The sequence below is a fragment of the Bacteroides sp. A1C1 genome, assembly GCF_004328515.1.
GTDB classification, from domain to species: domain Bacteria; phylum Bacteroidota; class Bacteroidia; order Bacteroidales; family Bacteroidaceae; genus Bacteroides; species Bacteroides uniformis.
Genome location: NZ_CP036491.1, coordinates 2,737,324 through 2,751,709 on the forward strand (window position 1 = coordinate 2,737,324; position 14,386 = coordinate 2,751,709).

Annotated in this window: 11 protein-coding genes; 10 read left to right on the top strand and 1 reads right to left on the bottom strand. The window is 46.8% G+C overall.

Features of this window, described 5'->3' with window-relative positions; translation table 11 throughout:
* The first annotated feature begins 80 nt into the window (after positions 1-80).
* Positions 81-413, top strand: coding sequence for a DUF3795 domain-containing protein (locus EYA81_RS11045; RefSeq protein ID WP_034528899.1), 333 nt, complete (start codon positions 81-83; stop codon positions 411-413).
* A gap of 235 nt (positions 414-648) precedes the next feature.
* Positions 649-1,425: a class I SAM-dependent methyltransferase gene (locus tag EYA81_RS11050; RefSeq protein ID WP_165491378.1), complete on the top strand. Its 777-nt coding sequence runs from the start codon at positions 649-651 to the stop codon at positions 1,423-1,425.
* A 74-nt stretch (positions 1,426-1,499) separates the two neighbouring features.
* Here the strand turns inward: EYA81_RS11050 and EYA81_RS11055 are convergent, their stop codons facing one another.
* Positions 1,500-2,333, bottom strand: a complete 834-nt coding sequence (locus EYA81_RS11055) for an AraC family transcriptional regulator (RefSeq protein WP_131225741.1) — start codon at positions 2,331-2,333, stop codon at positions 1,500-1,502.
* 220 nt (positions 2,334-2,553) lie between these two features.
* On the opposite strand from EYA81_RS11055, the gene EYA81_RS11060 reads away from it, so the two are divergent.
* The 8 genes from EYA81_RS11060 (at position 2,554) to mrdA (ending at position 14,337) form a co-directional block, all read left to right on the top strand.
* A complete protein-coding gene (locus EYA81_RS11060; protein WP_131225742.1) occupies positions 2,554-4,047 on the top strand; it encodes an ATP-binding protein in 1,494 nt (497 codons plus the stop codon).
* A gap of 104 nt (positions 4,048-4,151) precedes the next feature.
* Entirely contained in the window at positions 4,152-6,113 is a 1,962-nt protein-coding gene (locus EYA81_RS11065; protein ID WP_117966387.1) for an ABC-F family ATP-binding cassette domain-containing protein, read from the top strand.
* 20 nt (positions 6,114-6,133) lie between these two features.
* Positions 6,134-8,170, top strand: a complete 2,037-nt coding sequence (locus EYA81_RS11070; RefSeq protein ID WP_117966316.1) for a M13 family metallopeptidase — start codon at positions 6,134-6,136, stop codon at positions 8,168-8,170.
* Between the two features lie 160 nt (positions 8,171-8,330).
* Entirely contained in the window at positions 8,331-9,854 is a 1,524-nt protein-coding gene (gene purH, locus EYA81_RS11075; RefSeq protein ID WP_117966320.1) for a bifunctional phosphoribosylaminoimidazolecarboxamide formyltransferase/IMP cyclohydrolase, read from the top strand.
* Positions 9,855-9,978: 124 nt separating this feature from the next.
* The gene (locus EYA81_RS11080; protein WP_005828544.1) at positions 9,979-11,001 is read left to right on the top strand and encodes a rod shape-determining protein; all 1,023 of its coding nucleotides are present in this window, start codon (positions 9,979-9,981) and stop codon (positions 10,999-11,001) included.
* Positions 11,001-11,846: a rod shape-determining protein MreC gene (gene mreC, locus EYA81_RS11085; RefSeq protein ID WP_117966322.1), complete on the top strand. Its 846-nt coding sequence runs from the start codon at positions 11,001-11,003 to the stop codon at positions 11,844-11,846. Before EYA81_RS11080 ends, mreC begins: the two co-directional genes overlap by 1 nt.
* 99 nt (positions 11,847-11,945) lie before the next feature.
* Complete coding sequence (gene mreD, locus EYA81_RS11090; RefSeq protein WP_005828540.1) at positions 11,946-12,449, top strand: rod shape-determining protein MreD; 504 nt, start codon at positions 11,946-11,948, stop codon at positions 12,447-12,449.
* Between the two features lie 19 nt (positions 12,450-12,468).
* On the top strand, positions 12,469-14,337 hold the full coding sequence (mrdA, locus tag EYA81_RS11095) for a penicillin-binding protein 2 (RefSeq protein WP_117966324.1): 1,869 nt from the start codon (positions 12,469-12,471) through the stop codon (positions 14,335-14,337).
* The last annotated feature ends 49 nt before the right edge of the window (positions 14,338-14,386 follow it).

A 14,386-nucleotide genomic window follows, 5' to 3' on the forward strand; every position in this document is an offset into this window, starting at 1 on the left:
GGGTGAGTTTTGGGCTTACTGAATCGATGTGCGGGAAAAAGGGCATTATATCCTCAAACATAAATCGTTATAACCAAGTGATGAAACAATTAATTGCATGTTGCGGGTTGGATTGCGAAAATTGCGCCGCCCGTATAGCCACTGTCAATAATGACGATGAGCTGAGAGAGAAAACTGCCAAAGAGTGGAGTGTGCTGAACAATACGCCGGAAATTACGCCGGAAACCATCCATTGTATGGGGTGCCGTGCAGACGGGGTGAAGTTTGCCTATTGCAGCGATTATTGTGCTATCCGCAAATGTGTGTACGAAAAAGGTTTCAATACTTGCGGCGACTGTAAGGAACTGGATACTTGCCAGGTGGTAGGTGCGGTTCTTCAGCATGCGCCCGGTGCAAGGGAAAATCTTTATTAACCGTAAAATCTTTGATTAAATAAAATATTGCGTATCTTTGCAGTATGACAAAGACATTTAAATCGGATTTGGTTTTGTAAACAATCTGTGTTCCCTGCACAGATTGTCCCCCCTTCGTTTACTCTCGGATAACTTCTTTCGAGAGTGTTTTTCTATTGTTATAATTCAAGTTTAATCCGCATATTATGCTGAAGGTATTGTGATACTTTCCGTATATGCAAAATATAGTAAGAAAATGAGTAACGAAAATAAAACTATCCACGATTTCGAACTTAATTTAATCTGTGACTTTTTCTCCAATATGGAACGACAAGGCCCTGGCAGTCCTGAAGCGACGTTGAAGGCATTGAGCTTTGTAGACGGTCTTACCGATGAATCCTTTATTGCCGATATCGGCTGTGGAACGGGTGGCCAGACAATGGTAGTAGCTGGCCATGTGCCGGGGTGGATTACAGGAATTGACCTTTTTCCCGGCTTTATTGATATCTTCAACCGTAATGCAAGGCAGTTAGGCTTGCAGGACAGAGTAAAAGGAATTGTCGGTTCAATGGATGCCCTTCCTTTCGGTGAGGAGGAGCTGGATATGATTTGGTGTGAAGGTGCTATCTATAACATTGGCTTTGAACGTGGCTTGAAGGAGTGGCGTAAGTATCTGAAACCGGGAGGGTATATTGCCGTCTCCGAGAGTTCATGGTTTACGGACGAACGCCCTGCGGAAATCAATGACTTCTGGATGGACGCTTACTCTGAAATGGATACACTTCCCAATCAGGTGACCAAGTTGTACAAGGCAGGTTATCTTCCCGTTGCTACATTCATTTTGCCGGAGAATTGCTGGACAGAGCATTACTTTGCTTCAAAGGTTGCGGCTCAGGAGATTTTCCGTAAGAAATATGCCGGTAATAAAATTGCCGAAGAGTTCAGCTTACTCCAAATGATTGAGGATGAACTGTACGGCAAGTATAAGGAATTTTACGGTTATGTGTTCTTTATTGCCAAGAAGGTAGGCTGATGACGGACTTCTCTTATTGAGGAATGCGGGTATTCTCAGGACAGAATATCCGCATTTTGGGTTTTGAGTAGATTTTATTGTTTTGAGGATGTACGGAATTTCTGAGGAGGTATTCCCGTATGACGTTTAAAGAATTTGTTGAAGAAGGCCGCATTATTAAAACCTAGACTCACGGCTATATCCTTTATCGGAGTGTTGGCGGTACAAAGCTGTGCTTTGGCATCCATGATGATAGTATTGTTGATGATTTCCATGGCTGTATGTCCTGATTCCTTTTTGACAAGGCGGCAAAGAGCTGCCGGCCTCATATTCATTTTCAATGCATAATAGGACACTTGATGCTCCCGGACATAGTCTGTGTGTACCAATCGGATAAAAATGCGGTATTGGTTGAAATGCCTGCTGCCCGGAGTCTCTTTTATCCTAGGGTGTTCCGGACAGAGTTCGGATATGCCTTGTAACAGATATGCCAGTAGAGTTTGCAATGAAACTAGACTTGAGGGGCTTTCTGTTCTTTGATAGAGGTGTGACAAATAGGTCATGAACTCAGCATAAAGCTGGAAGTTCTTTTTCGATAGAGGAAAAATATAGTGTTTACCTATAATGTGAAACTTATCCATCATGACCTTACCGACTCCTGCACTTTGGATAAGTTGTTTGGAAAATATGACGACATATATTTCAGTATCGTCTGACGTGTGTAGTAATTGTACGAAGGTCTCAGGAGGAATAGCTAGGAGAACGTTAGCTTCAACCTTGAATTGGGTATTCAGAACTCCTTTGATACACAAAACGAAGATACTGGCCTTGGTGTGGTATGGCTTTTTCACTAGCGGATTCAGTTCACTGGTTGTGATATGATTGCAGGCAATGAACTCGTCATTTATATTGAATTCGGATATATTCATGTTGGAGATTTTAAGACGCAAAAATGGGGGATAATAATGTATAAATGACAGAGGTAACAGTTAAAATCAATATTACGCTCAACTTATCTCTGTTAAATAAGGTAAAGTTGTGAATAATAGAATATATACATATTAAAATGGAATATTGATTTATAAGGGTTTGTTTGTGGTATAAGCATTTTAACCCGAACTTTACTTCTTGTATGATAAACCAATTCTGATGAATCCGAATGTTCCTCAAGAAGTACGTATAATAAATGCCATCTCCGAGCAGTTGTTCAACTCATGGCCCGTCAGCATTATTATGATTGATTTGGAAGATTGTATCTGGCGTCTGAATCAGCAGGTGATGAATGAACTCCAATTGAATGAGTATGTGATAGGGCGGCGTATCACTGACTTATTGGAGGTGGTATGTGATAAAAAGAATGTGTTAGAAGACCTTTTGCTGCAACTTCGGGAGAGGGATGTGCGGATTATTCCCTTAGATACCAATTGCTTTATACGTGAATTGAAGAGTGGTATAAGTTTTCTGATACAAGGTGCTATGGTGGGAATTCATGAAGATGGACAATTGGTGAGGATTGTACTCTATTTCAGGAATGTGTTGGAAGAACGGACACAGAAGCATTTGCTGAATATTGCGCTGAGTCGTACCCAGATATTTCAATGGTCTTTCGACATGGAACATAATCTGATGATTATAGAACCGCGTTATTTTGAATATTTGGGGATTCCTACGCGTGACTATACGCTGACGCCTGAGGAATTCGCATTTCTGATTCATCCGGACGACCGGAAGGGAGTGTTTGATGCTTTGGCTTTACAGTTGCATGGTAATTTGTACGAACGCCCAGTGGAATACCGTCTACGGCGGGGAGACGGCAAGTGGGAGTGGTTTGAGGCGCAGTCTACCTATGTGGGGCAATTGACGGATTTGCCGTTCCGTATCATCGGTATTTGCATGAGTACGCAGAAATACAAGGATACGGAGAATAAATTGAACGAGGCTTTGCAGAAAGCGCAACGTAGCGATGAGTTGAAGAGCGTGTTTCTTGCTAATATGAGCCACGAGATACGTACGCCGCTAAATGCCATTGTGGGCTTCTCTACACTACTGGCTTGTGGGGATGCCGACTTGTCACGGCAGGAGATTATGGAATTCACGTCTTTGATTGAAAAGAACAGCCAGTTGTTAATGGTGTTGATTTCAGATATTCTGGATTTGTCCAAGATAGAATCGAACACAATGGAGTTCCATTTTGAGAAGGTTTCTTTAAAAGGCATATTGGAAAGCATTTACAGTGCGCAGAAGATGAATCTTCGGAAAGGAGTGGAGTTACTGCTAGACCTTCCGGACCGGGCGGCAGTTATCTATACAGATCCTACGCGTTTGGGGCAAGTTGTCAACAATCTTATCAATAATGCGGTGAAGTTCACTGCTGAAGGACGCATAACCATAGGGTATAGGCTGAAGGACTTTGCTACATTGGAAGTCTTTGTGGAAGATACGGGAACTGGCATGTCGGAAGAAGTTCTGGCGCACATTTTTGAACGTTTCTATAAGGGAGATGCTTTTGTGCAGGGCACGGGATTGGGATTGGCCATTTGCAGGACTATCGTTGAAAGGTTTCATGGAAAAATAGAAGTGGCCTCATCTCTTGGCAAGGGGAGCCGCTTTGCAATTGTCCTTCCGCAGGAAATGCGGGAGTAGTGTTCTCTTTCTTGGATATTTGATGTAATTATGTGAGCGTATGATATTGTATAACGTTGAAAATCGCTACCTTTGCAGTCTTGAACGATAAATTCATTGACACTATGATATCTGTAGAAGGACTGAAGGTAGAATTTAATGCCACTCCTCTGTTCGAAGACGTCTCTTATGTTATCAATAAGAAAGACCGTATAGCTCTTGTCGGCAAGAATGGTGCCGGTAAGTCCACCATGCTCAAGATATTGGCTGGCATTCAGCAGCCCACTGCCGGCATTGTTGCCGTTCCTCGCGAATGTACTATCGGGTATTTGCCCCAAGTGATGATACTCAGTGACAAGCGCACCGTGATGCAGGAGGCTGAACTTGCCTTCGAGCATATTTTTGAGATGCAGGCAGGCATCGAACGCATGAATCAGCAACTTGCCGAACGTACCGACTACGATAGTGAGGATTACCAGAAACTGATTGACCGCTTCACCCACGAAAACGAACGTTTCCTTATGATGGGAGGCACCAACTACCGTGCCGAAATAGAGCGCACGCTCCAAGGGCTGGGCTTTAGCCGCGAGGACTTTGACCGCTCTACAAGCGAGTTTTCCGGTGGTTGGCGTATGCGTATAGAGCTTGCCAAGCTGTTGCTTCGTCGTCCGGATGTGTTGCTGCTCGACGAGCCTACCAACCACCTTGACATCGAGAGTATCCAGTGGTTGGAGAACTTCCTTTCCACCCGTGCCAATGCGGTGGTGCTTGTCAGCCACGACCGCGCCTTTTTGAACAATGTCACTACGCGTACCATCGAAATAACTTGTGGACGCATTTACGACTATAAAGTGAAATACGATGAGTTCGTGGTGCTTCGCAAGGAGCGCCGGGAGCAGCAACTGCGTGCTTACGAGAATCAGCAGAAGCAGATACAAGATACGGAAGACTTTATCGAGCGTTTCCGGTACAAAGCTACCAAGGCTGTGCAGGTGCAAAGTCGCATCAAGCAACTTGAAAAGATAGAACGTATCGAGGTGGATGAGGAAGACAACTCCTCTTTGCGCCTGAAGTTTGTTTGCAGCAGCCGTAGTGGTAATTATCCCGTCATCTGCGAGGATATGGAGAAATCCTACGGTGAGCACATTGTTTTCCATGATGTGAATTTGACCATCAACCGAGGAGAGAAGGTTGCTTTTGTCGGTAAGAACGGCGAAGGAAAGTCTACGCTTGTAAAGTGTATTATGGGTGAGATTACGGATTATACCGGAAAACTTACACTGGGACATAATGTGCAGATTGGATATTTTGCCCAGAACCAGGCACAACTTTTGGATGAGAACCTAACTGTATTCGATACGATTGACCACGTGGCCGTAGGGGATATCCGCCTCAAAATTCGTGATATTCTGGGTGCTTTCATGTTCGGCGGTGAGGCTTCGGATAAAAGGGTGAAGGTGCTCAGCGGTGGAGAGCGTACCCGGCTTGCCATGATAAAACTGTTGTTGGAGCCGGTGAATTTTCTGATTCTCGACGAACCTACGAATCATCTTGACATGCGTTCCAAAGATGTACTGAAGGAAGCTATCCGCGATTTTGACGGGACGGTGATAATAGTCAGTCATGACCGTGATTTTCTGGACGGACTTGCGACTAAAGTATACGAGTTTGGTGGCGGACTGGTGAAGGAACATTTGGGAGGAATTTATGATTTCCTGCAAAAGAAGCAGATAGAGAGCCTGAATGAGTTACAGAAATCTCCTTCACTTTCCGCTTCGCCCACTGCCGGTAAGGCGGCATCAGGAAATGCTGGTGCAGAACCGGCTCAGCCCTCGGCTGCCAAGCTCTCCTATGAGGAGCAGAAGGAGCTTAACAAGAAACTTAAGAAGCTGGAACGCCGCGTTGCCGATTGTGAAGCGGAGATAGAGCAGACGGAGGCTGCCATTGCCATTCTTGAGGCTAGGATGGCTACACCGGAGGGTGCTTCGGACATGTCGCTTTATGAGCAGCACCAAAAACTGAAAGAGCAGCTTGACCGTGTGATGGAAGAGTGGGACGCGGCTACTGTAGAGTTGGAGAATCACTAACTATTATATTTTATATATTTATGAAAGCAAATCATTTGTTACCCATTGCAGCATTCTGTCTGATGACGGCATCCTGCAACACCGGCAAGCAGCAGGCTGAACTTACAGCAGGCATCCAGCTCGCCAATCTTGACACAACGGCTCTACCCGGAACTGACTTTTACCAATACGCATGTGGCGGTTGGATGAAGAACAATCCGATTCCTGCTGAATACTCACAGTACGGTTCTTTCACTATCCTTGCAGAAAACAACCGCAAGCAGATTCAAGGACTGATTGAAGAACTTGCCGCCACCCAGCACGAAGCCGGCAGCGTGGCACAAAAAATCGGTGACTTGTACAAAATCGTAATGGACAGCGTGAAGCTGAACAAGGACGGTGTGGCCCCCATCAAGGCTGAACTCGACCAGCTGGCTGCTTTGAAGGACAAGAAAGAGCTTTATGCCTTGCTGGGCGATATGCAGAAGAAAGGTATCATCGTCTACAACGTGCTGTATGTTGGCGCTGACGAAATGAACAGTAGCATGAATGCCGTACAGACCTATCAGACCGGGCTGAGCATGGGCGAACGTGAATACTATCTGGAGAATGATGAGGCTACTGCCAAAATTCGTGATGCTTTCCGTACACATGTACAGAAGATGTACCAGTTGGCTGGTTTCGACGAGGCTACTGCCAAGAAAGGTATGGAGGTGGTGATGGATGTGGAAACACGTCTTGCCAAGGCTTTCCGCTCTCGTACGGAGTTACGTGACCCACATGCCAATTATAACAAGATGAGCATGGAAGAGTTGAAGAAGAATTATCCTACTTTCGATTGGGATGCTTATTTGTCTGCCATGGACTTGAAGGATGTGAAGGAAATCATCGTAGGCCAGCCCGCTTCACTGAAAGCTGCTGCCGATATCCTGGATACGCTGCCCATTGAACAGCAGAGCCTTTATTTGCAATGGAAATTGATTGATTCTGCCGCAAGCTTGCTGAACGATGCTATGGCAGAACAGAACTTCGACTTCTACAGCCGCACTATGAGCGGTACACAAGAGATGCAGCCCCGCTGGAAGAGAGCGGTAAGCACTGTAAGCAGCGCGCTGGGCGAAGCTGTAGGTCAGATGTACGTGGAGAAATATTTCCCTGCTGCTGCCAAGGAGCGTATGGTTACTTTGGTGAAGAACTTGCAGGAAAGCCTGGGCGAACGTATCAAGAATCTTGCCTGGATGGGTGATTCCACTAAGGTGAAAGCTCTGGAGAAACTGGCTACCTTCCATGTGAAGATTGGTTATCCCGACACTTGGAAAGACTACTCCACACTGGAAATCAAAAACGACTCTTACTGGGCAAACATGGAACGTGCCAACGAGTGGAGCCATGCCGAAATGATAGCCAAAGCCGGCAAGCCGGTGGATAAGGATGAATGGCTGATGACTCCGCAGACCGTCAACGCATACTATAACCCGACTACGAACGAAATCTGTTTCCCCGCCGGTATCCTGCAATATCCTTTCTTCGATATGAATGCGGATGACGCCTTCAACTACGGTGCCATCGGTGTGGTAATCGGTCATGAAATGACTCACGGATTCGACGACCAGGGTCGCCAGTACGACAAGGACGGTAACCTGAAAGACTGGTGGACTGCTGAAGATGCCAAGAACTTTGACGAGCGTGCCCAGGTGATGGTGAACTTCTTCGATAGCATCGAGGTTGCTCCGGGCGTATATGCCAACGGACGCATGACATTGGGTGAGAATATTGCCGACCACGGTGGTCTGCAGGTTTCTTATCAGGCATTCAAGAAAGCTACGGCTGCCAATCCGTTGCCGGTGTTGGATGGTCTTACTCCCGAACAACGTTTCTTCCTGGCATACGCAGGTGTATGGGCCAATGATATTCGTCCCGAAGAAGTGCTGAACCGCACGAAGAGCGATGTGCATTCATTGGGCGAATGGCGTGTAAACGGTGCATTGCCGCAAATCGGTGCTTGGTATGAGGCATTTAACGTGACAGAAAAAGACCCGATGTTCTTGCCGGTAGAAAAACGTGTCTCTATTTGGTAAACCAACAAAATAACCCTTAAAAAAAGGCGGCAGACTGGAAACAGATGCCGCCTTTTTTAATTATACCTAATTTATTGTGTATGAATGTATGTATGAATAAACAAAATTTGTAACTTTGCGCATCAAATACTAATATACGCATACTTTAATACGCAAATCCATGTCTGAAACAAAAAGAATCAAAACAGCTCTGGTATCTGTTTACCATAAGGAAGGTTTGGACGAAATCATTACCAAACTGCATGAAGAAGGTGTAGAGTTCCTCTCAACCGGTGGAACACGTCAGTTTATAGAATCTCTGGGCTATCCCTGCAAGGCAGTGGAAGACCTCACTACATACCCTTCCATCCTGGGCGGACGCGTAAAGACTTTGCATCCGAAGGTTTTTGGAGGTATCCTTTGCCGCCGCGGATTGGAGCAAGACATGCAACAGATTGAAAAATATGAAATTCCCGAAATAGACCTCGTCATCGTTGACCTCTATCCGTTTGAGGCTACAGTTGCCAGTGGTGCCGAAGAACCTGCCATCATCGAAAAGATTGACATAGGCGGTATCTCCCTGATTCGTGCCGCTGCCAAGAATTACAACGACGTGGTTATCATCGCTTCGCAAGCACAATACCAGCCGTTCCGCGACATGCTGATGGAACACGGAGCCACTACTACCATCGAAGAACGCCGTTGGTTTGCCAAAGAGGCGTTCGGAGTGTCTTCACACTATGATTCTGCCATCTTCAACTATTTTGACGGTGAGGAAGGTTCCGCTTTCCGTTGCTCTGCCAATAGCCAGAAGACTTTACGCTATGGCGAGAATCCGCACCAGAAAGGTTATTTCTATGGCAATCTGGATGCTATGTTCGACCAGATTCACGGTAAGGAAATCTCTTATAACAACCTGCTCGACATCAATGCTGCCGTTGATTTGATTGACGAATTCAAGGATACTACTTTCGCTATCCTGAAACATAATAATGCTTGTGGACTGGCTTCACGTCCCACTGTGCTCGAAGCATGGAACGATGCGCTTGCCGGTGACCCGGTATCCGCTTTTGGTGGTGTGCTCATCACAAATGCCGTGATTGACAAGGCTGCTGCCGAAGAAATCAATAAAATATTCTTTGAGGTAATTATCGCTCCCGATTACGATGTGGATGCGTTGGAAATCCTCGGTCAGAAGAAGAACCGTATTATCCTGGTTCGCAAGCCGGCAGCTCTGCCTAAGAAGCAGTTCCGTTCTTTGCTGAATGGCGTATTGGTCCAGGATCGCGACCTTAAGGTGGAAACTCCTGAAGAATTGAAGACTGTAACCACGAAGGCTCCCACTGCACAGGAAATCGAGGACATGCTCTTTGCAAACAAGATTGTGAAGAACTGTAAGTCGAATGCCATTGTATTGGCAAAAGGAAAGCAGTTGTTGGCAAGCGGTGTAGGCCAGACCAGCCGTGTGGATGCTTTGAAACAGGCTATCGAGAAAGCCAAGAACTTTGGTTTCGACTTGAATGGTGCTGTAATGGCGAGTGACGCATTCTTCCCCTTCCCCGACTGCGTGGAAATTGCCGGCAATGAAGGTGTAACAGCCGTCATCCAGCCGGGTGGGAGCATCAAGGATGAACTCTCGTTTGAATATTGCAACGAGCATGGCATTGCCATGGTAACTACTGGGTTCCGTCACTTTAAACATTAAGGTCATTTATTATTTGACGATTTACTATTTACTATTTGCCGGGAGGCGTCATTGTAGGTGGAGGTCGTCAGATAGCAGATCTGCCAAATAGTAAATAGTAAATCATTTAATAGTAAATCAATAGATGGGATTATTCTCTTTTACACAAGAAATAGCGATGGACCTTGGCACAGCCAATACCATCATCACCACGAATGGTAAGATTGTGGTGGATGAGCCTTCGGTGGTGGCTTTGGATCGTCGTACCGATAAGATGATTGCCGTGGGTGACAAGGCAAAGATGATGCACGAAAAGACCCACGAAAACATACGTACCATCCGTCCGTTGCGCGACGGTGTGATTGCTGACTTCTATGCTTGCGAGCAGATGATACGCGGACTTATCAAGATGGTGAACAACCGTAACCGTCTTTTCTCTCCGTCACTCCGCATGGTGATTGGTGTTCCTTCGGGCAGTACCGAAGTGGAACTGCGTGCCGTGCGCGACTCTGCCGAGCATGCCGGCGGGCGCGACGTTTATTTGATTTTCGAGCCGATGGCTGCTGCCATCGGTATCGGTATCGATGTAGAGGCTCCCGAAGGCAACATGATTGTTGACATAGGTGGTGGTTCTACGGAAATTGCCGTAATCTCTTTGGGAGGTATCGTAAGTAACAACTCCATCCGCATTGCCGGTGACGACTTGACTGCCGATATTCAGGAATACATGAGCCGCCAGCACAACGTGAAGGTCAGCGAGCGTATGGCTGAGCGTATTAAGATTAATGTGGGTGCTGCCTTGACGGAACTCGGTGAGGATGCTCCTGAAGACTATATCGTTCATGGTCCAAACCGCATCACGGCATTGCCCATGGAAGTGCCGGTATGCTATCAGGAAGTGGCGCACTGCCTGGAGAAGTCTATCTCTAAGATTGAGACAGCCATCTTGAGTGCATTGGAAAATACGCCTCCCGAATTGTATGCCGACATTGTTCACAACGGCATCTACCTTGCCGGTGGCGGTGCATTGCTTCGTGGACTGGATAAGCGTTTGACTGATAAAATAAACATACCGTTCCACATTGCGGAAGACCCCTTGCATGCCGTTGCCAAAGGTACGGGCGTGGCATTGAAGAACGTTGACCGCTTCTCATTCTTGATGCGGTAATGCGGAATTTATTAAACTTTCTCATTAAATATAATTACTGGTTCCTCTTTCTACTGTTAGAGGTTGCCAGTTTTATTTTATTATTTCGCTTCAATCATTACCAGCAGAGTGTGTATTTCACCTCTGCCAATGGCGTGGCAGGGAAGGTTTATGAAATATCGGGTGGCATCACTTCTTATTTCCACTTGAAGACGGCCAACGAAGACCTGCTCGACCGCAACATGTGGCTGGAGCAGCGGCTTTCGTTTCTGGAAAATGTTTTGAAGGAGAAAGGATTGGACTCCGCCAGGTTGTACAGCATGGAACGGCTTGCTCCTACGGAGTATCAGATATTCAAGGCGAATGTCATAAAGAACAGCTTGAACAAGGCTGACAATTATATCACTTTAGACCGTGGAACAACAGAAGGTATCCGTCCTGAGATGGGAGTTGTAGATGCCAATGGCGTGGTGGGTATTGTGTATAAGACCTCTCCCCATTATTCGTTGGTCATTCCGTTGCTGAACAGCAAGTCGAGCATCAGCTGTAAGATTGTGGGTAGTGATTATTTCGGTTATTTGAAGTGGGAGGGAGGTGATTCCCGTTTTGCCTATCTGAAGGATTTGCCCCGGCATGCCGAATTCAATCTGGGAGATACAGTAGTGACCAGCGGCTATTCCACCGTGTTTCCAGAAGGTGTTATGGTGGGGACGGTGGATGACATGTCCGACTCGCACGACGGGCTTTCGTATCTGTTGAAGATAAAGCTGGCTACAGACTTTGGAAAGGTGAGTAATGTGCGCGTCATTTCCCGCAACGGGCAGGATGAACAAAAGACATTGGAGTCGAGGGCGGACGAGAAGTGACTAAGAAATTAGGGATTAGGGGTTAAGGATTAATCATCTTTATATCTTATAACTTATACACTCAATAACTTGTAACTCGTAACTTATAACTCATTAGCGTTGTTAATTAATTATCTGCATAAAATAGGATGGTTCATAGGCTTGGTACTGTTGCAGGTGCTGATATTGAACAATGTGCATATTGCAGGATATGCCACTCCATTTCTGTATATCTACTTGATACTGAAGTTTGAGTCGGACACTCCCCGCAATGCGTTGATGTTGTGGGCATTCTTTTTAGGGCTGGCTGTCGACGTCTTTTCCGACACACCGGGGATGAACGCTGCCGCTACGGTGTTGCTGGCTTTCTTGCGCCCCACTTTCTTGCGGCTGTTCGTGCCTCGTGACACGCTGGATACACTGGTTCCGGCCATCCGTACAATGGGGATTCTTCCTTTCCTGAAATATCTGGTTGTGAGTGTGCTGATACATCACGGCTTGTTGCTTACCCTCGAATTCTTCTCTTTTGCCCATATCGGTACGCTGTTGTTGAGAATTGCGGCAAGTACCCTGCTTACTGTGACTTGTATTATGGCTGTTGAGGGAATAAGAAAGAAAGGATAAAGGGATTAAGGATTAGGAATTGATGAAAGACTATACACTGGAAAAGCGGAAATATGTAATTGGAGCGGCGGCTATTGTCATCGTTCTTATTTACGTGTTCCGGCTGTTCGACCTGCAAATCATGACTGATGACTACAAGAAGAACGCGGACAGCAACGCTTTTCTGAACAAGATACAATATCCATCACGGGGGGCTATCTACGACCGTAACGGTAAGTTGCTCGTGTTTAACCAGCCTGCCTATGATATTACGTTTGTGCCTCGGGAGGTGACGCAGCTGGATACACTCGACCTTTGCAGTGCCTTGAACATTACCCGTGAACAGTTTGACAAACGGATGAAGGACGTCAAGAACCGCTGGATGAACCCCGGTTATTCCAAATACACCCATCAGGTGTTCATGACGCAGCTTTCTGCCGAAGAGTGCGGTGTGTTTCAGGAGAAGCTGTTCAAATTTCCAGGTTTCTATATTCAGCGGCGTACTATCCGCCAATATACCTATAACTCTGCCGGCCATTTGCTGGGGGACATCGGCGAAGTGTCCAAGAAAGACATTGAGAACGATGACTATTATATTCGTGGAGACTATATAGGCAAGCAAGGCATTGAGAAATCCTATGAAAAGTATCTGCGTGGAGAGAAGGGGGTGGAGATTCTGCTTCGTGACGCTCACGGGCGCATCCAGGGACACTACATGGACGGACAGTTGGACCGTTCCTCCGTACCCGGCAAGAACCTGACGTTGGGCATCGACATTGACCTTCAGATGTTGGGAGAACGACTGCTTCAACACAAAATCGGTGCCATTGTGGCCATCGAACCGGCTACGGGTGAGATACTATGCATGGTTTCCTCGCCTACCTTTGACCCTCATCTGATGATAGGGCGCCAGCGGGGAAAGAACCACCGCCTGCTGCAGATGGACAAGCGGAAGCCTTTGTTGAACCGTGCCATCATGGGAGCTTATCCGCCGGGCTCCACCTTCAAGACGGCGCAGGCACTGACTTTCCTTCAGGAAGAGATTATCCACGAAGATTATCCGACTTTCCCTTGTGCGCATGGTTTCAATCATAAAGGCCTTCATGTGGGATGTCACGGACATGGTTCGCCTCTGTCGCTGATTCCTGCCATCGCTACCTCTTGTAATTCCTATTTCTGTTGGGGATTGTATCGCATGTTCGGTGATAAAAAATACGGTTCGCCGCAGAATGCCATTACCGTATGGAAAGACCACATGGTATCGCAGGGCTTCGGCTATCGGCTCGGTACCGACCTCCCCGGCGAGCAGCGTGGCCTCATACCGAATGCCAAGTTTTACGACAAGCCCTATCGGGGCTCGTGGAACGGTCTGACGGTTATCAGTATCGCTATTGGACAGGGAGAGATTCTTGCTACACCCTTGCAGATAGCCAATCTGGGTGCCACCATTGCCAACCGGGGGCATTTCATTACTCCGCACATCGTGAAGGAGATAGAAGACAATGAACTGGACAGCATCTATCGCAATCCCCGTTATCCCACCATCGACCGCGAATATTATGAAATGGTGGTGAAAGGTATGCGTGCCGCTGTAGACGGAAGTACGGGTAGCGCCACTTGCCGCATGGCGGGAGCTATCCTGCCGGGTGTGGAGGTCTGCGGAAAGACGGGTACGGCACAGAACCGCGGCAAGGACCATTCTGTCTTTATGGGCTTTGCCCCGATGGACAACCCTAAGATAGCCATTGCCGTCTATGTGGAGAACGGTGGTTTCGGTGCCACGTATGGCGTACCTATCGGTGCCATGATGATGGACCAGTATCTGCATGGAAAGCTGTCGCCCGAGAATGAGATACGGGCGGAAGAATTCAGTAACCGGGTGATACTTTACGGAGATGAGGAGAGATGATGATTAGGGGTTAGGGATGAACGGTGAGTGACTTCAATAGTAAATAGTA